At 61.7% G+C, this 22,763-nt stretch carries 20 protein-coding genes; 14 read left to right on the top strand and 6 right to left on the bottom strand.

The window, feature by feature from the left end; translation table 11 throughout:
* The first annotated feature begins 175 nt into the window (after positions 1–175).
* Both AC3A4T_RS03715 and AC3A4T_RS03720 read left to right on the top strand, forming a co-directional pair.
* Positions 176–2,488: an NADP-dependent malic enzyme gene (locus AC3A4T_RS03715; protein ID WP_487674156.1), complete on the top strand. Its 2,313-nt coding sequence runs from the start codon at positions 176–178 to the stop codon at positions 2,486–2,488.
* A gap of 11 nt (positions 2,489–2,499) precedes the next feature.
* The gene (locus tag AC3A4T_RS03720) at positions 2,500–3,561 is read left to right on the top strand and encodes a glycosyltransferase (RefSeq protein WP_487674157.1); all 1,062 of its coding nucleotides are present in this window, start codon (positions 2,500–2,502) and stop codon (positions 3,559–3,561) included.
* 89 nt (positions 3,562–3,650) lie between these two features.
* On the opposite strand, the gene AC3A4T_RS03725 is transcribed toward AC3A4T_RS03720, so the two are convergent.
* Positions 3,651–3,851, bottom strand: a complete 201-nt coding sequence (locus AC3A4T_RS03725) for a DUF6053 domain-containing protein (protein ID WP_487674158.1) — start codon at positions 3,849–3,851, stop codon at positions 3,651–3,653.
* Between the two features lie 48 nt (positions 3,852–3,899).
* Positions 3,900–4,544, bottom strand: a complete 645-nt coding sequence (locus AC3A4T_RS03730) for a flavodoxin family protein (protein WP_487674159.1) — start codon at positions 4,542–4,544, stop codon at positions 3,900–3,902.
* Positions 4,545–4,744: 200 nt separating this feature from the next.
* On the opposite strand from AC3A4T_RS03730, the gene AC3A4T_RS03735 reads away from it, so the two are divergent.
* Positions 4,745–5,641: a LysR substrate-binding domain-containing protein gene (locus tag AC3A4T_RS03735; protein ID WP_487674160.1), complete on the top strand. Its 897-nt coding sequence runs from the start codon at positions 4,745–4,747 to the stop codon at positions 5,639–5,641.
* A gap of 358 nt (positions 5,642–5,999) precedes the next feature.
* On the opposite strand, the gene AC3A4T_RS03740 is transcribed toward AC3A4T_RS03735, so the two are convergent.
* Positions 6,000–6,878, bottom strand: a complete 879-nt coding sequence (locus AC3A4T_RS03740; RefSeq protein ID WP_487674452.1) for a LysR family transcriptional regulator — start codon at positions 6,876–6,878, stop codon at positions 6,000–6,002.
* Positions 6,879–6,964: 86 nt separating this feature from the next.
* Here AC3A4T_RS03740 and gstA point away from each other — a divergent pair, with 86 nt between their 5' ends.
* Entirely contained in the window at positions 6,965–7,609 is a 645-nt protein-coding gene (gene gstA, locus AC3A4T_RS03745) for a glutathione transferase GstA (protein WP_487674161.1), read from the top strand.
* Complete coding sequence (locus tag AC3A4T_RS03750; protein WP_487674162.1) at positions 7,606–7,935, top strand: DMT family transporter; 330 nt, start codon at positions 7,606–7,608, stop codon at positions 7,933–7,935. Before gstA ends, AC3A4T_RS03750 begins: the two co-directional genes overlap by 4 nt.
* Positions 7,936–8,109: 174 nt before the next feature.
* Here the strand turns inward: AC3A4T_RS03750 and AC3A4T_RS03755 are convergent, their stop codons facing one another.
* Complete coding sequence (locus tag AC3A4T_RS03755; protein WP_487674163.1) at positions 8,110–8,592, bottom strand: REP-associated tyrosine transposase; 483 nt, start codon at positions 8,590–8,592, stop codon at positions 8,110–8,112.
* Between the two features lie 366 nt (positions 8,593–8,958).
* Between AC3A4T_RS03755 and aceE the strand changes: the two genes are divergently transcribed.
* Positions 8,959–11,664, top strand: a complete 2,706-nt coding sequence (gene aceE / locus AC3A4T_RS03760; RefSeq protein WP_487674164.1) for a pyruvate dehydrogenase (acetyl-transferring), homodimeric type — start codon at positions 8,959–8,961, stop codon at positions 11,662–11,664.
* A gap of 256 nt (positions 11,665–11,920) precedes the next feature.
* Here the strand turns inward: aceE and AC3A4T_RS03765 are convergent, their stop codons facing one another.
* Positions 11,921–12,205, bottom strand: coding sequence for a very short patch repair endonuclease (locus AC3A4T_RS03765; protein WP_487674165.1), 285 nt, complete (start codon positions 12,203–12,205; stop codon positions 11,921–11,923).
* A 399-nt stretch (positions 12,206–12,604) separates the two neighbouring features.
* Between AC3A4T_RS03765 and AC3A4T_RS03770 the strand changes: the two genes are divergently transcribed.
* From AC3A4T_RS03770 to AC3A4T_RS03805, 8 genes are all read left to right on the top strand, one after another.
* Positions 12,605–14,416: a hypothetical protein gene (locus AC3A4T_RS03770; RefSeq protein WP_487674166.1), complete on the top strand. Its 1,812-nt coding sequence runs from the start codon at positions 12,605–12,607 to the stop codon at positions 14,414–14,416.
* The gene (locus AC3A4T_RS03775) at positions 14,416–15,225 is read left to right on the top strand and encodes a hypothetical protein (protein ID WP_487674167.1); all 810 of its coding nucleotides are present in this window, start codon (positions 14,416–14,418) and stop codon (positions 15,223–15,225) included. The genes AC3A4T_RS03770 and AC3A4T_RS03775 overlap by 1 nt, the downstream gene beginning before the upstream one ends.
* A 3-nt stretch (positions 15,226–15,228) precedes the next feature.
* A complete protein-coding gene (locus AC3A4T_RS03780; RefSeq protein WP_487674168.1) occupies positions 15,229–15,957 on the top strand; it encodes a hypothetical protein in 729 nt (242 codons plus the stop codon).
* A 172-nt stretch (positions 15,958–16,129) separates the two neighbouring features.
* Positions 16,130–17,272, top strand: a complete 1,143-nt coding sequence (locus AC3A4T_RS03785; protein WP_487674169.1) for a DNA cytosine methyltransferase — start codon at positions 16,130–16,132, stop codon at positions 17,270–17,272.
* 177 nt (positions 17,273–17,449) lie between these two features.
* On the top strand, positions 17,450–17,803 hold the full coding sequence (locus AC3A4T_RS03790; protein ID WP_487674170.1) for a helix-turn-helix domain-containing protein: 354 nt from the start codon (positions 17,450–17,452) through the stop codon (positions 17,801–17,803).
* A 268-nt stretch (positions 17,804–18,071) separates the two neighbouring features.
* Positions 18,072–18,626, top strand: a complete 555-nt coding sequence (locus AC3A4T_RS03795) for a hypothetical protein (protein ID WP_487674171.1) — start codon at positions 18,072–18,074, stop codon at positions 18,624–18,626.
* A gap of 31 nt (positions 18,627–18,657) precedes the next feature.
* The gene (locus AC3A4T_RS03800) at positions 18,658–19,785 is read left to right on the top strand and encodes an XVIPCD domain-containing protein (protein WP_487674172.1); all 1,128 of its coding nucleotides are present in this window, start codon (positions 18,658–18,660) and stop codon (positions 19,783–19,785) included.
* A 531-nt stretch (positions 19,786–20,316) separates the two neighbouring features.
* Positions 20,317–21,402, top strand: coding sequence for an MrcB family domain-containing protein (locus tag AC3A4T_RS03805; RefSeq protein ID WP_487674173.1), 1,086 nt, complete (start codon positions 20,317–20,319; stop codon positions 21,400–21,402).
* A gap of 85 nt (positions 21,403–21,487) precedes the next feature.
* On the opposite strand, the gene AC3A4T_RS03810 is transcribed toward AC3A4T_RS03805, so the two are convergent.
* Positions 21,488–22,693 (bottom strand): XVIPCD domain-containing protein, encoded by a 1,206-nt coding sequence (locus AC3A4T_RS03810; protein ID WP_487674174.1) that lies wholly within the window; start codon positions 22,691–22,693, stop codon positions 21,488–21,490.
* Positions 22,694–22,763: the final 70 nt, after the last annotated feature.

A 22,763-nucleotide genomic window follows, 5' to 3' on the forward strand; every position in this document is an offset into this window, starting at 1 on the left:
CGTGCACGCCCCGCGACAGCTTCACCGCCGGGTTGGGCAAAGTGCTGGCGCGGGCCGGTGGTACAACTCCAAAGTACTAATGAACAAGCCGCGGCGGTCGCGCGAATCCGCCTTGGCGATCCATTAGACTGCAAGTCCAATCACCTCGCGCCCTTGCCACGGCAGCCATCCTCTGATGTCCGATAACGATCTGAAAACCGCCGCGCTCGACTACCACCGCCTCAGCCCGCCGGGCAAGATCAAGGTCACCGCGACCAAGCCGATGGTCACCCAGCGCGACCTGGCCCTGGCCTATTCGCCGGGCGTGGCCTACGCCTGCGAGGCGATCGTCGCCGACCCCACCGCCGCCAGCGAGCTCACCGCGCGCGGCAACCTGGTCGCGGTGATCAGCAACGGCACCGCCGTGCTCGGACTGGGCGACATCGGCCCGCTGGCCGGCAAGCCGGTCATGGAAGGCAAGGGCGTGCTGTTCCAGAAGTTCGCCGGCATCGACGTGTTCGACATCGAGATCGACGAGCGCGACCCCGACAAGCTGGTCGACATCATCGCGTCGCTGGAGCCGACCTTCGGCGGCATCAACCTGGAGGACATCAAAGCGCCGGAATGCTTCATCGTCGAGCGCAAGCTGCGCGAGCGGATGAAGATCCCGGTGTTCCACGACGATCAGCACGGCACCGCGATCATCGTCGGTTCCGCCGTGCTCAACGCGCTGGAAGTGGTCGGCAAGAAGATCGAAGACGTCAAGCTCGCCACCAGCGGCGCCGGCGCGGCCGGCATCGCCTGCCTGGACATGCTGGTCGCGCTGGGCATGAAGCCGGAGAACATCCTCGCGGTCGACCGCGACGGCGTGCTCTTCACCGGTCGCGGCAACATGGACCCGGACAAGCAGCGCTACGCGCGCGACACCGACAAGCGCACCCTGGCCGACATCATCGCCGGCGCCGACGTGTTCCTCGGCCTGTCCGCCGGCGGCGTGCTCAAGCCGGAAATGGTCGCGACCATGGCCGACAAGCCGATCATCCTCGCGCTGGCCAATCCGTACCCGGAAATCCTGCCCGAAGACGCCAAGGCCGTGCGTCCGGACTGCATCATCGCGACCGGCCGTTCGGACTACCCGAACCAGGTCAACAACGCGCTGTGCTTCCCCTACATCTTCCGCGGCGCGCTCGATGTCGGCGCCACGGTCATCAACGAAGAGATGAAGCTGGCCTGCGTGCGCGCGATCGCGGCGCTGGCGCGGATGGAATCGTCCGACCTCGGCAGCGCCTACGGCGGTGATGTCCCCACGTTCGGCTCCGAGTACCTGATCCCGCGTCCGTTCGACCCGCGCCTGCTGGTCATGCTAGCGCCGGCGGTGGCCAAGGCGGCGATGGACTCCGGCGTCGCCACGCGTCCGATCACCGACATGGACGCGTACGAGGAAAAGCTCAGCCAGTACATCTACCGCACCGGCCTGCTGATGAAGCCGGTCTACGACCGCGCCCGCAGCGACCGCAAGCGCGTGGTCTACGCCGAGGGCGAGGAAGAGACCGTGCTGCGCGCGGTGCAGACGGTGATCGACGAAGAGCTGGCCTATCCGATCCTGATCGGTCGCCCGGACGTGATCGAAACCCGCATCCAGCGCCTGGGCCTGCGCATGCGCGAGGGCGTGGATTTCGAACTGACCAACATCAACGACGATCCGCGCTTCAACGAATACTGGCAGCAATACCACGCGCTGACCGAGCGTCGCGGCGTGAGTCCGGCGGCGGCGAAGAACCTGCTGCGTTCGCGTCCGACCCTGATCGCCGCGCTGATGGTCGAGCGCGGCGAAGCCGACGCGATGATCTCCGGCTTGGTCGGCCGCTTCCACAAGAAGCTCGGCTACATGCGCAGCATCTTCGACTTCGACCCCGGAGTGTCCGGCACCTCGGCGATGACCGGCGTGATCAACGATCAGGGCGCGTGGTTCTTCCTCGACACCCACGTGCAGGTCGATCCGACCGCCGAGCAGATCGCCGAAGCCACCTTGCAGGCGACCTACCGCCTCAAGCTGTTCGGCATCGAGCCCAAGGTCGCGCTGCTGTCGCACTCCAACTACGGCAGCCACGACAACCCGTCCGCGGCGAAGATGCGCAAGGTCCGGCAGATCGTCAAACAGCGCCAGCCCAAGCTCGAGATCGACGGCGAAATGCAGGCCGACACCGCCTGGGACGACGCGCTGCGCCAGCGCATCTTCCCCAACGCGACCCTGCACGGCCGCGCCAATTTGTTCGTGCTGCCCAACCTCGACGCGGCCAACATCACCTACAACATGGTTCGGGTGATGACCGACGGCGTGGCGATCGGCCCGATCCTGATGGGCCTGGACAAGCCCGCGCACATCCTGACTCCCGCCTCGACCCCGCGCCGCGTCGTCAACATGACCGCGATCGCGGCGGTGGACGCGCAGATCCGCGCCTCGCGCGAATCCGAGCGCAAGGGTCTGTCGGAACTCGGCGGCGTCTGACCGCGGCGCCCATGAACGATATGGGCGCCCTCGCCATCCCCGCAGCGGCCGATTTTTCGGCCGCTGCTTCGTTGGCGCCGCCGTTGCCGGCGCCGCCGCCGGCAACGGCACCGCAGGTCAGCATCCTGCTGCTGTGCTATCGCGACGCGGCCTACATCCGCGCCGCGATCGACAGCGCGTTCGCGCAGACCGTGGCCTGCGAAATCATCATTTCCAACGACTGCTCCGACGACGGCACCTTCGAGCTGGCGGTCGAGCACGTTGCTACCTACCGCGGCCCGCACCGGGTCAGCGTGCGCCGCACCGCGAGCAACCTCGGCGTCACCGCGCATTTCAATGAGGTCATGACGCTGGCCAGCGGCGACATCATCGTGATGATGGCCGGCGACGACATCGCCTATCCGCAACGCGTGGCGACCATCGTCGAGGCCTTCAAGCACGCGCCGCAGGCGATGGTGCTGGGTAGCGACTTCGACGGCATCGACACCGACGGCCGTCCGATCCGGATCAGCTTCCGCCAGCGTCCGCGGCAGTACGAGCTCGAATACTACGTGCGCATCGGCCGCCTGATCGGCCTGCTCGGCGCGACCCTGGCGTTCCGTCGCTGCGTCTTTGATCGCTTCGGGCCGCTGCTCGGGCCTATCGAGGACAACGCGCTGAGCCTGCGCGGCGCCTTGCTCGGTCAGTCGCTGTGCCTGCGGCAACCGCTGATCCAGTACCGGCGCCATTGCGGCAGCGTCAGCGGCACCGTGTTCGCGCGCGACGAACCGCGCGAGGTGGCGATGCGCCGCCGCTACGAACGCACCGTGCAGTTCTACCGCGGCACCGCCGACGACCTGGACGCCTGCCTGCGCCAGATCCCCGACCTGCCGGCGAAAAAGCGCCGCCTGGCCGAACAGGTGCTGGCGATGTACCGGATCGAAGCGCAGGCGCGCGAAGCCATCCTGCTGCAACCGCGCTGGCGCTGGATCGGCCCGGTGATGCGCGGCCTGGCCCAACGCGGCCTGCGCCGCAAGAGCGCCGAGCGCGCCCTCAAACTGCTGATCCCGCGCGCCTGGTTTGGCCTGCGCTGATCCGCGTAGCTCCCACGGCCCCTGTAGGAGCGGCGTAAGCCGCGACCGCGAACCCGCACTTACGTCGCTTGCGCGAGGTCGTAATCGAATCAACCACTCCATCGCACGCGCGAACCCGCGCCGAGACAGCGAGTGATCCCGCGCGCCAGGCCAGACCTGCGCTGATTCATCTGCATCGCATCGGCGAGGTCTTTTGTGGGAGGGGCTTTGGCCCCGACGCTTTCCGCTCGGACGCGACAACACTTACAGGCAACCGGATCGAAAAGCGTCGGGACTGAAGCCCCTCCCACAAAAGACTTCGCCGCAACGCGGGATGGGGAAGATTCGGTCGAGCGGAGCTACCTCACCGTATCCATCTGCAAATCCAGATACGGCCGCGCGAAAAACTCCCGCCCCAAGGCCTCGGCTGCCGCCACCGACCCCTGCGGATCGCGCATCACCTCGCCTCGCCCGTTGCCCCAGCCATGCACCGTTCCGATAAACCGCGAATGGGTATAGCGCGCGTACTCCTGCAACTGATGCACGATCCCGAGCGCGATCGCCGGATACATCTCCTCCGATGAGGTCAGCAAGGCCACGCGCTTGCGCCTGATCCGCTCGCGCACCTGCGCCGAGCCCGCGTGGCTCTTGGCGAAATAACAGAACATCCGATCAAAGAACACCTTCGCCTGCCCCGACATCCCGTACCAATACACCGGCGTGCACAGCGCGACCCCGTCGGCGGGCAGGAACCGATCCAGAAACAACCCGCCGAACCCGTCCTCGATCCGGCAGCGTCCGTGTTCATCGCGGCATTCGCGGCAATCGCGCACCAAGCCATCGAGGTGATCGTCGATGAAACACAGAGAAGCCTCGCTGCCCGCGGCTTGCGCGCCGCGCACCACCGCCGCGCCCAGCGTGGCGCTGTTGCCGTCGCGGCGCGGGCTGGCGACGAGGACGAGCAATCGTTGTGGCGGAGCGGAAACAGTCATCGGGCGAAACACCGTATGAGGTCGAGCCTTGAATCTATTTCCCGCAACACAGCGTCACAAATGACGATAGTCGCACCCGCATGAATCAAGCTCATCCTCACCCCGGCTGTAGGAGCGGCGTAAGCCGCGACCGCGCCCCCACAAACCCCAGCGAAATCCTCACCCACCTGCGACACCCGCTCGCCCCAGTTCCACTCATCCACCCCGAGCCCATGTTCGCCAACCTCCCCCTCACCGCCCTGCGCAGCTTCGAATCCGCCGCCCGCCACCGCAGCTTCAAGGCGGCGGCCGAAGAACTGCACGTCACCCCGACCGCGATCTCGCACCAGATCAAGCAGCTCGAGCACACCCTGGGCCTGGCCCTGTTCGACCGCCTGCCGCGCGGCGTCGCCCTGACCGGCGACGGCCGCCGCCTGTTCCGCGACGTGCACGGCGCCCTGTTGGAGATCGCGCAATCGCTGGCCGCACTGCAACCGCAACGCAGCACCGGCCGCCTGACCGTCACCACCACCGCGTCGTTCGCCGCGCTGTGGTTGATCCCGCGCATCGGCGGCTTCTATCAGCAGCACCCGGACATCGCCGTGCGCATCGACACCGGCGCGCAGGTCGTCGATCTGCAGCAGGACGCCAGCGTCGACCTGGCGATCCGCTACGGCGGCGCGGTGCCTGCCGGACTGCATCGCCATGGCGGCCTGCGCGAATACTTCGGCGTGTATGGCGCGCCCGGGCATATCGAGAGCGAAACTTTGAAGTCCTCGCCGACCTTGATCTCGGTGGAGTGGGGCGAATCGCGCTTGTACGAATGCACCTGGCAGAGCTGGTGCGGCCGCGCCGGCGTGGATTGGATGAAATCCGGCGTGGTGATGCGCGCCTACGACGAAGAGCATTACGCCTTGCATGCCGCGAGCGCGGGGCAGGGGCTGGTGCTGGCGAGTTCGGTGGTGACCGCGGGCAGCGTCGAGCGCGGGTTGTTGGCGATGCATCGTCCCGACATCACCGTGCCGGGCGAGACCTACCACGTGCTATGCGTGCCGGGGCGGGAGCGGCATCCGCCGGTGAAGGCGTTCTTGCGGTGGTTGGATGAGCAGATGGGGTGGGGCGAGGAGTGAGAAGCGAGAAGCGAGAAGCAGAGGAGTGAGGAGTGAGGAGTGAGGAGATTGTGAGTGTCGGGCGGCGCTTGTGGTGCTAGTGGCGTTGCTTGCGGTGATGACGAGGCGTTGGCGGCTGCTCGCTAAAGTCACTGGATTCCCGCCTTCGCGGGAATGACGAGCAAAAGAAAAGCGAAGTCGCAGGCGAGGACGCACTCTCCTACCGTCATTCCCGCGAAGGCGGGAATCCAGTGACTTCAGCCGGATCCCACCAGCGAAGCTCTGCATAACAAACCACAACACAGCCGGCCACGGCATAACCAGTCACGGCATAACGGACCAAAACACAATCGGCCTCAACACAACCAGCACCAAAGACCTACCCAACCTCAACCCGCCCCGGCAACCACCCCACCGCAAACTCCCGCAACAGCCTCACCTTCGTCGAGCGCCGCAAATCCGGATGCACCGCGAACCACAACTCCGTCGGCACCTCCGCCATCGGCCCCGACAACCGCTTCACCCCACCGGCCGCATCGGCGTAGTAACAAGGCAACAGCGCCCGCCCGATCCCGGCCTGACACGCCGCCAACGCCGCCGGCAGCGAATTGACCCGCATCGCGATCCGCTCATCGCCCACATGTGCGCGCAGCCAATGCGCCGACGACAGATGCGACAACGCATCGTCGAACCCGACCCACTCGCCATCAGCCAGCCCCGCACGCTTGCTCACCTTCGCCGCGCTCGCCACATACACGGCCGTCGAAATCGAAGCGATCCTGCGCACCGACAACCCATCGGGCATCAACGCACTCGCGCGCAGAGCCACATCCGCATCGGGCTGCTGCAAATTGACGAACGCATTGGCCACGCTCAAATCGCAACGCACCGACGGGTGCTGCGTGGAAAACGCCGCGCACATCCGCGCCGCCACCCCGGCCAAGGTATCGGGGATGGTGATCCGCAACCGCCCCTGCGTCTGCGCATCGCGCCCGGCCAACTGCCGCTGCAGCCGATCGGCATCGTCGAGAATCCGCTGCGCGCCGGCGATCGCGATCGCCCCGGCGTCGGTGGCGACATAACCGCTGCGGCTGCGCCGGAACAGCGCTGCGCCCGCGCGCGCCTCGATCGCCGCCAAGCGCCGGAACGCACTGGAATGATCCAGCGCCAAGGCCTTGGCCGCGCCGCTCAGGCTGCCGTGCGCGCCGATCGCGCGCAGCAGTTCGAAATCCTCCAAAGACAACCGAGCTTGTCGCATCCGCAAGCAATCCTTGTGATCGCGCCGTATTCCCGGCGAAGGCCCGCGCAGGGAGAGTAGCGCCACTCCTCCACGGATACACGGCCATGAAGCTCTACTACACCCCGCACACCTGCTCGTTCGCACCGCATATCGTCCTGCGCGAACTCGGCATCGACGCCGAACTGCAACGCGTGCGCATCGGCCCGGACCCGATCGTCGTCGCCGACGGCCGCGACTTCCGCGAACTCAGTCCGCTGGGTTACGTGCCGCTGCTGGAACTCGACGACGGCCGCATCCTGCACGAAGGCGTCGCCATTGTGCAGTACCTCGCCGACCAGCACCCGGGCAGCGATCTCGCTCCGCCGCCGGGCAGTTTCGAACGGATCGAACTGCAGCAATGGCTGACCTTCATCAGCTCCGAACTGCACAAGTTGTTCAGCCCGTGGCTGTTCCATCCCGAATACGGCGACGCCCCCGGCGCGGTCGTGCGCGAGCGCCTGCAGCCGCGCCTGGCCTACATCGATCGTCACCTCGCAAAAAATGCCTACGTGTTCGGCAAGACCTTCAGCATCGCCGACGCCTACCTCTACACCATCGCCGGCTGGGCGCGCGCGCTGAAGATGGACCTGCACCCGTACCCGGCCCTGGACGCCTACCTCGACCGCATCGGCCAGCGCGACAGCGTGCGCGATGCATTGCGCCGCGAACGCGAGGACGCGCGGGTTAAACCCGAGCCCGCATCGGCATGAAAGCCTCGACCGCATGGACAATGCTGATCGCCGCCGGCCTGATCGACGTGGCCTGGGCCTTGTCGATGAAGTTGTCGCAGGGCTACACCCGGCCCGGCTGGACCGCAGCGTCCATCGTCACCTTGATCGCCTTCGTCTGGCTGCTGGGTCGCGCGTTGACCGCCTTGCCGGTCGGCAGCGCGTACGCGGTGTGGACCGGCATCGGCGCCGCCGGCACGGTGTTGCTGGGCGCGATGGTGTTTGGCGAATCGATCACCGCGATGAAGCTGGGTGGTGTCGGCCTGATCGTCGCGGGCATCGTGGTGTTGCATAGCGCGCCGGCGTGAGTGGCGCGGGCTGGAGGTCATTAGCGCCGTAGTTCAATTGACGCGGTCGCGGCTCACGCCGCTCCTACAAGGGGATCGTGCGTAGCGACTGTAGGAGCGGCGTGAGCCGCGACCGAGAACCTCCACACCGGGACCGACACCTGTCATGCCGGCGTCATCACGCCCGTTGCGCGATCACCGCTGCACCCACACTGCTCCCCAATACGGCCACTCCCCCACTCGCCGCACCAACCCCGCCCGCACCGGATTCATCACCGCATACCGGGCCACATGAATCAACGACGCCTCTCGCCGCAGCGCGTGATCGTGATACGCCTGCGCCCACACGGCCTTCAGCGCGGGCTCCTTCCGACGCACCAAGCGCGATGAGTTCGATTTAAGCCGCCGCACCAGCGCCGACAACAATTCACCATCGCCCAACTCGATCAGCCCGTGCCAATGATCCGGCATCAACACCCAGGCCAATAATTTCGAGCGTTCCCAAGCACGCGCGTCCAACAGCGCCTCGGCCGCTACGCAGGCCAGCGTAGCGTCGGCAAACAAAGGCCGTCGATGCGCCGTGGCGAAGGTAACCAGATAAAGATGGTGAGCCTCGGATGCCCGGCCGCGGCGCAGGGCCGCATGTCCGGGAGCGGGTTTTCGTCGAAGTTGAGGCATGCCGACAAGATGACCGCTGCCCCGATTTGGCCGAATCGGCGAAAGGCTGTTTCGGCTGTCGGGTTTCGTGCCGGCATCGGATCGCGGCTTACGCCGCTCCTACCCCCTGAGCAGCGCAGTCCGGGGTAGGAGCGGCGTGAGCCGCGACCACGACACCTCAAGCCCCGACAAACCTGACCACACGCCCGCGTATCCACCCACCCGCGCGCCCAACCACCCCAGTCCGCCCAAACGCCCCTAGCCAATACGAACTATCCCACCCCACCGACCACCCAAAGCAAGCCGAACCCCACCCCCCGTTTGTTAGACTCGACGCTCTAATCCGTCCCCCAACATTCGAGGCGCGGCCACGGGGCCGCGAGATAGATGAACCAGCCGCTTGCCAGCTCCCTGCACGACCTCCTGCAGAACGACCCCGACCCGACCGAAACCCAGGAATGGGTCGAATCCGTCCAGGCCGTCATCGCCCGCGACGGCGCCGAGCGCGCCCACCAGTTGCTCGAAGGCATGGTCGAGGTCACCCGCCGCGCCGGCGCCCACCTGCCGTTCCAGCCGACCACCGAATACATCAACACCATCCCCGCGCACCTGGAGGCCAAGAGCCCCGGCGACAACGCGATGGAATGGCGGATCCGCTCGCTGATCCGCTGGAACGCCATGGCCATGGTCGTGCGCGCCAACCGCAAGCCCGGCGACCTCGGCGGCCACATCGCCAGCTTCGCCTCCGCGGCCACCCTGTACGACGTCGGCTTCAACCACTTCTGGCGCGCCCCCTCGGCCGACCACCCGGGCGACCTGATCGGCATCCAGGGCCACAGCTCCCCCGGCATCTACGCGCGCTCCTTCCTCGAAGGCCGCATGAGCGAATCCCAGCTCGACAACTTCCGCATGGAAGTCGACGGCCGCGGCGTCAGCTCCTACCCGCACCCGTGGCTGATGCCCGATTACTGGCAAGTCCCGACCGTGTCGATGGGCCTGGGCCCGATCAGCGCCATCTACCAGGCGCGCAACTGGAAATACCTCGAAGGCCGCGGCCTGATGCCGAAGTCCGACCGCAAGGTCTGGGCCTTCCTCGGCGACGGCGAAACCGACGAACCCGAATCCCTCGGCGCCATCTCCGTCGCCGGCCGCGAAGGCCTCGACAACCTGGTCTTCGTCATCAACTGCAACCTGCAGCGCCTCGACGGCCCGGTGCGCGGCAACGGCAAGATCATTCAAGAGCTCGAAGGCCAGTTCCGCGGCGCCGGCTGGAACGTCATCAAGACCATCTGGGGCAGCTACTGGGATCCGCTGCTCGCGCGCGACACCACCGGCAAGCTGCGCCAGCTGATGATGGAAACCGTCGACGGCGAATACCAGAACTGCAAAGCCTTCGGCGGCAAATACACCCGCGACAACTTCTTCGGCAAATACCCCGAGACCGCCGCGCTCGTCGCCAACCTGTCCGACGACGACATCTGGCGCCTCAACCGCGGCGGCCACGACCCGCACAAGGTCTTCGCCGCCTACCAGGAAGCCGTCAACACCAAGGGCATGCCCACCGTCATCCTGGCCAAGACGGTCAAGGGCTACGGCATGGGAGCATCGGGCGAATCGCTCAACCCGACCCACGGCACCAAGAAGATGGACGACGAAGCCGTCCGCCTGTTCCGCGACCGCTTCAACATCCCGGTCACCGACGAACAACTCAAAGACGGCGCCGTCCCGTTCTACCACCCCGGCGAAAAATCGCCGGAAGTCGAATACATGCTCGAGCGCCGCAAGGCCCTCGGCGGCTTCCTGCCGCAGCGCCGCCGCAAGGCCAGCACCTCGCTGGAAGTGCCCAAGCTCGAAGCTTTCGACCGCCTGCTCAAGAGCACCGGCGAGCGCGAAATCAGCACCACCATGTCGTTCGTGCAGGCGCTCAACATCGCCCTGCGCGACAAGCAGGTTGGCCCGCGCATCGTTCCCATCGTCGCCGATGAAGCGCGCACCTTCGGCATGGAAGGCCTGTTCCGTCAGCTCGGCATCTACGCCCCTCATGGCCAGAAGTACAAGCCGGTCGATCGCGACCAACTGATGTACTACCGCGAAGACACCACCGGCCAAGTGCTGGAAGAAGGCATCACCGAAGCCGGCGCGTTCTCGTCGTGGCTCGCCGCCGCGACCAGCTACAGCACCAACGACCTGCAGATGCTGCCGTTCTACATCTATTACTCGATGTTCGGCTTCCAGCGCATCGGCGACAGCGCCTGGCAAGCCGCCGACATGCGCGCGCGCGGCTTCCTGCTGGGCGCCACCGCCGGCCGCACCACCCTCAACGGCGAAGGCCTGCAACACGAAGACGGCCACAGCATGGTCCAGGCCGGCCTGATCCCGAACTGCCGCAGCTACGACCCGACCTTCAGCTACGAAGTCGTGACCCTGCTGCAACACGGCATGCAGCGCATGCTGACCGAACAACAGGATGAGTACTGGTACCTCACCCTGATGAACGAAAACTACACCCACCCCGACATGCCCGAAGGCAGCGCCGACGGCATCATCAAGGGCATGTACCTGTTGAAGGACGCCGGCAAGCCCAAGAAGGGCGAACTGCGCGTGCAGCTGCTGGGCAGCGGCACCATCCTGCGCGAAGCCATCGCCGCCGCCGAGCTGCTGGACAAAGACTTCGGCGTCACCGCCGACATCTGGTCCTGCCCCAGCTTCAACGAACTCGCCCGCGACGCGTGTGATGTCGAGCGTTGGAACCGCCTCAACCCCGAAGCCAAGACCGCGCGCAAGCCCTACATCACCGAACTGCTGGAAGGCCGCGCCGGCCCGGCGATCGCCGCGACCGACTACATCCGCATGTACCCCGAGCAAGTCCGCGCGTTCGTACCGATGCGCTACACCGTGCTGGGCACCGACGGCTTCGGCCGTTCCGACACCCGCGCCAACTTGCGGCGCCACTTCGAAGTCGATCGGTACTACATCGCGCATGCGGCCATTGCGGCGCTGGCGGCGGAAGGCAAGATGACTGGGAAGGATGTGGCGAGGGCTATCAAGCAGTACAAGATTGATGTGGAGAAGCCGAATCCGTTGGGGGTTTGATGTTCAATTTGAGCTAGAGAAAGGCGGCTTAGGCCGCCTTTTTTGCGTCACGTTAAGGGGGGGTAATTTGCCGTCATTGCCGTAACATATCTGCCCGCACGCTAATTTCTAGCGCTGGCAATTCTGGGGGCGCGCGCGCTGTACCCATCTCCGCAGACTTACGGCGACCTCTTTGGGTTTTCAAACGGCATTCCCAGATGATATGGACTCGCCTACCTGTATCACGTAGTTGTTTTGCCGCGAGTCTATCGCGTTCCTAGTTTCGGCTTTGTTTTTGTTTCCAATATTCGACACGCGTTGCGGGTATGGCGGCCTTTGGACATTGCGCGTGTCCGTGCCAGAAACAGCCGTGGATGAACACTATCGCCTTCCAGCGAGGAAATACCAGGTCTGGGGTTCCAGGCAGATCCTTGCGATGAATTCGGAAACGAAGGCCTAGCGCGTGTACCGCTTGCCGGAGTTTCATTTCCGGGCCGGTGTTAAAGCTGCGAACCGCTTGCATGGTCCGTCGTCGTTGCTCGGGAGTGAGATTGTCGGGCATGAGCTTAGCCGCTTGTAAGGTCTGCAAAGGGGCGTGATGGTTTCCGTGCTGTGCAGATTAAAATAATATTTGCACCAGTGTTGACAGTATTTAAAGAGGGTGTATGGTTGAAGCTGGCGCGCTATAGGCGGTTGCCTTGAAAGCAAGCGCTAAAAAAGACGGGAAACGAGATTAGCGAGGCAAGTTCGTGGGGTTGGTCGAATTGCGGATAGTCAAATCGATCAGGGTCATTCGACTAGTAAGCAATTTTGTCCAATAGAGCGCATTACGACTTCTCAGATCCAGACGTTCGCAAAGTGGTGAGCGCTCTGAACTGAGAAGTTGAGCAGCTGGAGCGCCGCTTTAATGAATTGGGGCCGCGCAACGACATGGAATTCAAGCTGTACACAGGGGGCTGTTATGTGGGGATTCGCCGTTCATCCGCCGCGCATGATCGAGGCGGCACCGAAGCATGATGAATTCTTCGCTAGCGACGTGCGCGACAGTGCGCACGCACTGATCCGCGAGCTGACGCAAAATTCAGGTGATGCCGCCAGGGGCGCGGGAGAGGTTCGGCTGTCGTTTCAGTTTCGAACGATCGATCCGGATATCTTCCGATCACGTTACCTGGCGGCTCTTCCTGGGCGCCCCTCACTGCACGAGCATCTGACTGCATCTGGCCTGCGGACTCCATTGCCGCTGGATGCCGACGGCCCTGTGCCGGTTTTGGTTATCGAGGACTTTGGGACTACGGGGCTGATTGGCGGTTACGACGACTCTAATCAAGAGAAAAGCGCTTTCCTTGCCTTCTGGAAGCGGTACGGGGCCTCCAGCAAGGGCGACGATGCAGGCGGCCGCCATGGAATCGGCAAAAGCGTGGTGCCTTCCAGCAGCCGAATCCGCACGTTCTACGGCGTGACGCATCGATTCGACGACGACCGTGAGCTGATGATGGGGCAAGTCGTTCTACGTCCGCATCGGATCGATGGCGAAGTTTATGATTCCTTTGGTCAGTTCTCACCTAGTCAAGATGATGTCTGGGCTATGCCGTTCGAAGGTGAGGTCGTGCAGCAAGCCAAGGTTGACTTCGAGCTCGAGCGACAAGCAGAAGCGGGGTTATCGCTGATCGTGCCGTACCCACTGCCTGAAATCACCAAAGAGGCCCTGGTTCAGGCCGCCGTGGAGCATTGCTTTCACCAAATCCTCAGTGGCCACTTACATCTGGAAATCGATGATATCGACCTTTCCAAAGAGACGCTGTTATCGGTCGTTGCCAATCACGCCGACGCACGCTTGCGCGCCGCTGCCGAGCTTAGTGCTGAGGTAGCATCAGGCACTCTGAGGCCGTTTGAACCGAAAGAAGGGGCTTTACGCGATCGCTTAAAAATTGAGCATTTTCGCGAGGAAGACTTGTCGGTCATGCGCGATCTCTATCGGGAGGGTAAGACGGTGGCCGTGCGCTTGCCCGTTGAAATCCGCCCGAGAGAAAGTGGTCCGCAGATTGGCGCTGTATTTCTCTACGTCCGTCGAGCCTCTGATGCCAACGCCGCTCGAGAGACCTATGTGCGGGGCCGCGTGACGGTCCCAGGGCAGCAGCGTGTCCTGGTTGGTGCTTCTACTTTGGGGTTGCTTGTAGCAGATCATGGCCCGGCCTCGCGCTTTCTCGGCGATTCCGAAGGGGTCTCCCATGTGAGATGGGTAATGAACAAGCTACGCGACAAATATCTAGGAGTGGAGACTTCGTTCCGCCCGATTCGGCATGGCCTGGGCGATCTACAACGTATTCTCGTCGATGAAGACGAAGATCGACATATCAAGAATCTCTTAAAAGACTTCTTCTGGCAACCGAAGCCCCCAGAAGAGAAGCCTGATGATGTCAAAGAGAAAAAGGACTTCCCTGATATAGAGTCGCAGGACCCCGCTATTGAGGTGCATCAAATAGTCGGCGGCTTTGAGCTGCGAGTAGCCGATGAGGTTGGCGCTGATCTGCTTCACGCCGTCGTAGACGTGGGGTATGCAGTCCGTCGGGGTAGTATGAAGTGGAATGCTGCGGATTTCATTTTCGGCGAGTCGATCGTTATCGTGCAAACAGGTGATGGCAACGTATCGTTTGAAGGTAATAGGATTCGCCTAAAGGATGTAGGGCCGGGTTTTGTCTTGGCGGCCAAGGGCTTTGATCCCAAGCGTGACCTTGTAATTGATCTAAGCGCAGCGTCAGAGGAGACGACGTGATGCGTATCAACGTCAAGCGTCAGTTCAACTACACCGAGCGCGCGAGGATCCCTCGCAATGCGGTGAAGATGCGCACACTGTCGCTCCCAGGAGGGCCGCCGCGAGTCATCGTTGAAGATTTTGGGTTAAGCCAGATAAAAGTAGCGCATGACTCGGAGGAATGGCTCAGCGCTCAGGTAATTTTGGAAGCCAATCGTCACACAACGAGCTCTTTCGCTCGCCTGTTCGCAGGCTTGGTCGGTGAGGTTCTGAGCCGGCCCGGCCCGCAGTTCAGTGCCACGCTTGAAGATTTCGATACGGACGAGAACGTCGTCTTTACAGTAAAAATCGTGAGCCGGTTGGCAGGGTTGTTATTGGCCGAAGCAAAAAACGTTCGGATTGCTGACGACTCGGCGCAAAGACATGAGCTGTTGCCAGTGCAAGAGTACGAACTGGGTCAGGAGCCATGGCGACTCCACTGGGAAGATGGCATCGGTCCCATCATTCAAGTTAATAAGCGAATCCTAGGCACGGATAACTTCCTTACGCGAGACGCTTTTATGCAGGGTGCCGTTGTGCCTGCTGCGCTACGAATGGTGCTATTGCGTCTGCTTCAGGATCGAGATTTACGCGAGGAATCATGGGCTAAGCAGTGGCTGCAGTATGCCAGTGTGCATGCTCCCAGCGATCCACCTGTCGGCGAAGATGGTCATAACGCCGAATGGCTGGATATTGAACGGTGGGTCAATGAGCTGCTGTCTGCATTTTGCATGCATTTTCAGTTCACCGATAAAATCAATGAGCTGATCCAAGGCCCGGCGGAGGATTAAGTCATGAAAATCAGGCGATTCAATGCGGCCGGTCTGGAGTGCTTTGCTGCGTATCTGTCGGAGAAGTATCAAGCTTTGCCGCCACCCTGTGACTTACTCGAGGATCCACGATACACAGAGGCCGGTCCAGTTGACGCAAATCTGGAGCTGCAGACTTTCGAGAGTAAGTTTGATCTTGGGATGACAATCTGTGTCGCGGTGGAGCGCCCACAAGTACCCAAACTGTTGCGCGACCATGCAGTGTGGGCGTGGTTGTCGTTGTTCTATTCGGCATCCACCATGCCGAAAAAGGATGATCGCTGGTTCATCGGCGACCGCAGTCGGCATATGTTGGGCGTCAATAAAGCTGCCTGGAAGGAATATGACCATTACCATCGGCACCTGGTGCGAGGTGCTGTGCAGTCGGTTTTTCAGTTCAATGACTACGCGCGAGTTTTATTGGGCGGGCCGGCTCAGCACACGAAGGTCGAGGAACAGTTGCTCAGCCGTAAGGTGGGTGCCAGCTTTGCATACTCGCAGCCGCTGATCGAGGTCGTGCATAAGCTGTACTGGGATGGTCCGAAAGGTAGGCTGCGAAAAGGTGCTGCAAGTACCGGCGCTGGTAGCGTGGTGCGGCTAGTCGAAGTGCTGCGGCAAATCGATGTCACTTTTGATTTGCCTTCATTGACTGCCGATCAGTTGTATGAGCTATTGCCTGCGCCCGAGTTTCGTCCCGTAGCTGTGCAAGCTTGAGAGCCCATCAGTCGCGCACTGTAGATGCTGCTGTCGCGGCGCACGAGACTGTGCTGCCTTAATAGTGCTCTGATTCGCCAGGACAATGCGAGCCGCGGATCGAGCTCGGCGTCAATTTATTGACGTCATTGCTGCTGTCAGCTAGCTTGACGCCGAACAGGAGGGTGTCAACATGCGGACGGTAGATTTATTCTCAGGGTGCGGGGGGCTAAGCAAAGGCTTCGAGGCTGCTGGCTTCGAACTGGCGCTCGCAGTGGAGAAATGGCAGCCGGCGCGTGCTGTGTACGAGAAGAATTTTGATCATCCAGTAAAAGATCTTGATCTGGCTGATCTGATTGATGCCGTTGCAGGTGTCAAGAAAGAGAGGCCGGAAATCATCGTCGGCGGACCACCTTGCCAGGATTTTTCTGCCGCTGGCGATAGGATCGAAAGTCACCGCGCCAGGTTGACGGTATCGTATGCCGAAATTATCCGTGCGGTACGCCCGACTTGGTTCCTGATGGAAAACGTCATGGAAGCCCGGAAGAGCATGTCTTGGTTGAGCGCACGACGGTTGCTGAGCAGCGCTGGTTATGGCATTACCGAATGCGTACTTAATGCAGCCTACTACGGTGTGCCGCAGAATCGAAAGCGCTTTTTCGCTGTGGGCCGCTTAGAGGAAGACGACGACTTCCTATTGGATGATCTTCTCGATGGTGCTGCGGATACACCGATGACCGTGCGTGAATTCGTTAAGGACGAGTTCGATTTCGATCACTATTATCGCCACCCTCGCACGTGGGGGCGCCGTGCTATTTACTCCGTTGATGAACCATCGGCCACGATTCGCTCCACTAACAGACCAGTACCGCCAGGTTACAAGCGACATCCAGATGATGCAGTCGCGCCTTCGACGGTCAAGCAGTTGACGCCGGAGCAGCGCGCGCGGATCCAGACTTTTGCTAAAGGCTTCAAATTTCTGGGCAGTGCAAATCAGAAGGACATCATGATCGCCAATGCGGTGCCTGTGAGATTGGCTCGCTATGTGGCGAAGGCTATCCTTACTTTTGAGGAGGTACGCTCGATGACACCAGGCGACCGTACATTCAGAACTTGGCTGACCGATACACAGAGTTACACCCCGCGTACCGCCGGTAACGTCATCTCGCGATTCAAGCGGGCCAACCGTATCTTGCACGCCAAGCGCATGCCTGTGGATCCTCTGGATGCCATCCAGGCGTTGGAGCGACGTCGAGAATATGCGGATTTGAGTTCGTCTGTTCGCTCTCAAATCAAAAAAGCCGTCCGGTTGCATGCTGAATTTAAAGGACGTTGATTTCATCCTGGCTAAGCGTGCCTCAATAATTGAACGACCCATTTCGATGCAACAAAGCCAAATGCTAGGCAAGAGGGGGCTATTGCCTATCCAAAAGCATTGGTGATTCGGGGGCTGGACATTTTATTACGTTTAACGTAATTTACGCTCCAGCGGTTTGAAGCCATCCTTCACCACATGGCCCAGACCGAAGTAGACGCCCGCTCCATCTTTGCCCAGCGCTTGAAGCAGGCCAGGGAAGATGTCGGGCTCACGCAGAAGGAGCTGGGCATGACCATAGGTCTACCGCAAGAAACCGCGGCCGTGCGGATCAACCGCTACGAGAAGGCGGTCCATGACGCCGATCTGGCGACCGCGCGCCGCATCGCCGAGGCCTTGGGCGTCCCGCTCGCCTTCCTCTACGCCGAAACCGACACCATGGCCGAGGCCATCCTGACCTTGGGCCTGTTGTCCAAACCCGAGCAGCGCAAGGCCGTGGCCGACCTCAAGACCCGCCTGACCCAGTCGATCGCTGCGCGCGACAAGTCCTGAGCCGGATAGGCATCGCGTCGCAGCTTGATCGGCTGATGGTTCGCGCCAATGGTCTTGAGGTGCTGAGCGATCCGGTCCGGCGCTCCGCTTGGTAGTGTCGTCGCAGACACGCTCGATAAATCCGTGACTTGCTTGTGCCTGTCATTACGGGTGAAGAAGCATCAGGGCATTGCCACGCTGACGCCGTCCAAAGACGCGCTGTCGCACTTCAAGTAACTGCATTACTCTCGAATGGCAGCCGGACTGCGCACGAAGGGAGCGCGCAACTATGAGTACCGCGATGAACGCACAGGGACGTTGTTTCAAGGCGGCGTTGCTGCTCACCTTGTTGGCGCAAAGCGCTTGCAGCGCGGCCACGCGTCCAGTGTCCGTATCCGACGCGACGAAGGAAATAACGCCCACGGTCGAGGACTTCCTGCGCTGGCCCTTGCAAGGGCCGGAAGGCTACGACAAAGCGGTTACTGCCTTGCTCGGCGTGTATCGCGCACAGGCGTTCAGCGCGGCACCACCCACTGTGTATGCGCGAAATCCGGTCCGCCTGAGCGATGGTTTCAGCCTGGCGGGTGCGCAGGTGGACAACCAATACTGGTATCGAGCGGTGGCCTCGGTCTTCATCGCCGAGCAGCCCTGCTTCCCGATGGATCGGGCCGCCAAGACCGCGGGTGTTCAGTGGAGTCCACCGGCACCGGCTGGTGGCGTGGGGCGAAGCTTTTCTGTCGAGCAAAACGGCATGAAGCTGACGCTGACCGAATCGCAGAACAACCCGCGTTGCCTCGCCGATATCAGCTTCCTTCATCTCGCGACGACCCGGCGAACAAACTGAGCGATCAACGCCTTTGAAGGATCAATGGGCCATGCCGACGCAACGCACCGAACTGCTTGATTCGCAACCCGGATTTCAATCGCTGCCGGAGCGCACGCGAGACTGGATTCTGCAATCCCCTCATGCGACGCAGGACTTCGCCGAGTTCTTCGCCCAAGGTGGGAAGGTCGAGCCGGCGCAGAGTGTCGATCTGCCTTATTACCATGCCACGCAGCCGCCGAAGATCTACATCAGCGCCAAGACGCATTCCGATCTGACCGGTCCGGATGCCGCGCACCATATGGATACCGAGCTGAGATTGTTCGCCACCCTGGCGCACGAGATCGGTCACGACAAACACAATCCAGGTACCGAGCCATTCAAGGGCAAGGCGGCCGAGGAATACGTTCAGTACCGCAGTGAGCTGGAAGCCAGGACGGTCTTCAACGCGTTTCCGATTTTCGACGACTTGCAGAAGAGCGACCCCGAATTCCGCGCAAAGTGGGATGCGGTTGGATACGGCCGAGGCAGCGGACTTGAGCCGGCGGGTATCTACTCCGAATGGAAGGCGGGCCGTATCAACGACGCGACGGCCGTCGCTCATCTGGCGGCGCCGATCCCGAACTTCCCTTACACACGCAAAGAACCTCTGGCCGATCAGAACGGCGATGGTGTTCTGACGCAACGCGACGTCTATCTCCAAGACTTCCAGCGACTGATGCATCGGCCGCCAACGCTGGTAGACGATTCGCGATCCTCTAAACCGGAGCCCGAATCACGTGCTCCTCAACGTTCTCGACAGGCCGATCACCCTTCGCACGCGTACAACGCGGCTTACGAAATGATTCGCGGCACGGTGCAAGCATCCGGCCGGTGGAGCGAAGAGGAAAGTCGGAATACTTCGGCGAATCTGCTTCTCGCCCACAAAGCCGACACGCTCAGCCAGCGTCTGGACAAAGTAGTAGTCGGCAATCCCCAAGCCAATGGCGATGTCCACGTCTTCGCCGTCTACCAGTCCTGGGGCGACAAAGAACCCCGCTTCCTGACAAGCGTGAACGCCACCGAGGCGGCGAACGCTCCAGCGTCCAAAAGCTTGGACCAAGTCGAACAGCTCAACCGCCAGCAGGCTGCATCGCTGGATGGCCCAGAAGCTCCGAACCGTGGGCCACGGATGGGCTGAATAGTCCGCATGCCCGACGGCGACCGCGCGCCGCATCGCCGGGGCCTTGGGCGTCCCGCTCGCCTTGCTCTACGTCGAAACCGACACCATGGCCGAGGCCATCCTGACCTTGGGCCTGTTGTCCAAACCCGAGCAGCGCTAGGCCGTGGCCGACCTCAAAGCCTGCCTGAGCCAATCGATTGTCACGCGCGACAAGTTCTGACCAGTACATGGCTTCACGCCCGGGCCATCGGCGAATACCAGCTGTGCGATGAAGGCTAGGCCGGTTTCCTCGGCACCTCTCGTATAGGTTCGCGCATCACACAAAACTCTTCACGCAGCGTCCGACTCCAGTTGGAGCGCTGCGCTTTCTTAAGCGAGGTTGAGATCGGCTTGGTCTTGCCGATCGGTGCGGTGCCTCATTCTGCTGAATAGGTGCTAGAAGAGTGCCTTTGGTATGAACTTAAGCTACGGTTAGCGTGTTCTCAGGGGAGCCGTTCCATAGGCTTCCGATCACGTCACCGCCAAGGAAGTGAAGCCATGGAGCTAAGGATGGCCGTAGCCGAAGTTTTGGAGCTTCAAGCCGCTTATTCATCGTCGAACACGATTGAAATGGGGCGCCGGGGCGACTTGATTCGCAACGTTATCCCCGCGTCATGGGAGCAATTCCGACCGGCTCTTTTGCAAGCGACTGGCCTTAAGAGCGAGGACCTGCTGATTGAGGGCCGAGATGGAACGGGGTTGAAATCACGAGTTCCGTGGGTGCGATTCGCCTCCAAGGCCGTTTCCCCCAGCGCAACAGTGGGTTGGTACGTGGTCCTTCTGCATCGTCGCGATGGGGCAGGCGCGTACTTGGCACTGGCCCATGGCTCTACTCATTTCGACGGAGGAGCATTTATTGCTCGCTCCGATGAAGAGCTCGCAAGATTGATGGCATGGGGAAGAGCGACGCTTTCTGAGCGTTTGATGATCGATCCGACACTCGTGTACGAGGTGCGGTTGGGTGCCAAGGCTAAATTGGCCCTCGCGTATGAGAAGTCCTGTCTTGCGGCCTACTACTATCCCGCAGCTTCGATTCCAGTCGATGCCGCGATCCAGCGAGATACGTTGGTTCTAGCGGACCTGCTTGGACGGCTGTATCGAGCAGAGCGGCTAGGATTGGCTCCCGATTCGCCCAATCCGGATGTTCGCGATGCAGATGAGGCGATCAATAGGATTGCCAGCCCAGCCAGCCCACGGATGGGCCAAGGCTTCGCTCTCACCGCTCCTGAGCGCCAGGCTATCGAAATGCGCGCAATGGATCTGGCTAGCGCGTACTTTCAGGGCAAGGGCTTCGTCATCAAAGACGTAAGCGCAACCGAGTCGTTCGATCTCCTGGCGACCCGTGGCAGTCAAGTTGTTAGTGTTGAGGTCAAGGGCACTACTGGAAGCATCGGCACGATACTTCTGACTTCTAATGAAGTAGAGCTCCACAAGAGGGAATATCCCGAGAACGCCCTAGTGTTGGTGCATGGCATCGAATTGACAGAGCGGAGTGAGGTGCCCTGCGCGAGCGGCGGAACTATAGAAGTCTGGATGCCTTGGTTGGTCGACGACGATAGACTGAAAGGAATCGCCTTCAAGTACAGCCTAGGATGATGGGCTGGAGCACAGGGTTACGATGGACAAAAAAAGGTTTGCGAGGAATAGAAGGGACATAGGGCGGGCATTGTTGTAGCGGCTTTCACATTTGACGCGTAGGCCCACGTTCGATAAAGACGTTCTCCGCGTTCGCAGACAGCGCTTGTTGCTGATTGGTCTGCTGCGTGACCGCTTCGAACTGTCGCAACGAATCGGCCGCCGGTGTCGCCATCGCCTGCTGTGTTGCGACATGCGCGCGTAGATTGGCGGGGTCGTTCAATGCACCTTCCACAGCGAATAGGTGGCGGCCGATCTCGCCATTGTCGTGGCGGCTCAGTACGACATGATCGACCTGCGCGAGTCCGCCACGTCTTGCCTCGGCAGCCATGCAGCCAGCCAGGCAATCCAGTTGATCGGGCGTGCAGCTGAGTCCATGCTGCGCGAATTCCGCACCCGTCTTGTCTCGGATGCCTTTCAGAAACACGTGATCCGCGTGGTTCAATCTCGTTGAGTCGCCGTGTCGCGCAGGCGCGCCGTCCGATGCTCGTGGCTCCTGATGGGTATCGGATGGCGCCTCCTTGCCGCGCGGCCCATTCTGCTTCAGCTCTTGGCTGCGGTCCCAGTCGCGCATGAAGCGCTCTGCGTTGGTGACCGTGCCATCCTTGTTGTAGTCGGGAACCGTGTCCAGACCCTGAGTGGTCCGAGAATCGCGGGTGCTCAACACGATCGAAGCGACGCCTTGCACCGTGGCGGTCTCGTCGTGATTCTTTCTCCAATCCTGATACAGAACCGCGATCTGAAGGTCAGAGCCATAGCCAACGCTGTCGTACCGCGGCCGGAAGCTGTCATCTTTGTCTCGCAGCTCATCGAAGATCTTGAATGCATTGAGGACCGTCTGCCCCTCATGCTCGGCGCGGTACTGCACGTTCTGTTCGCGTGTCGTTCCTGTGAATGGATGCGTGCGGCTGTTGATCGAGTGATGCCCTATCTCGTGAGCCATCATGGCGAACAGCCGGCCTTCCTGGTACTCGGTGCTCTTACCTCCGAGATTGACCAGTGGGTAATAGCTGGGATTGATCGCGATCTCGGGCGGTACGCGCTCCCTGTATGACGCTAAGGCTTCGCCTGTCTCAGGCTTGATTACGCCGCCGTCGCGGAAGAACTGGGCGAACTGCGCGCTAGCAAGCGGAGAGTCGATGACCCAGCCTTTCACCCGATCGGGCAGTTGGTTGAACTGTGCGGTCTCGCGCAACAGTTCGGTGTTTTTCGCATGGCTATTGTTCCTGGGGTCGTCAGTGGCAGGCGTCATCGTTATAGTTCCGATCTAGGATGATTCGCTGTGGTATGCCTGTCCGCATCCGTTAACCGGCATTACAGAG

The organism is Lysobacter sp. Soil_N_51 (genome assembly GCF_057655755.1).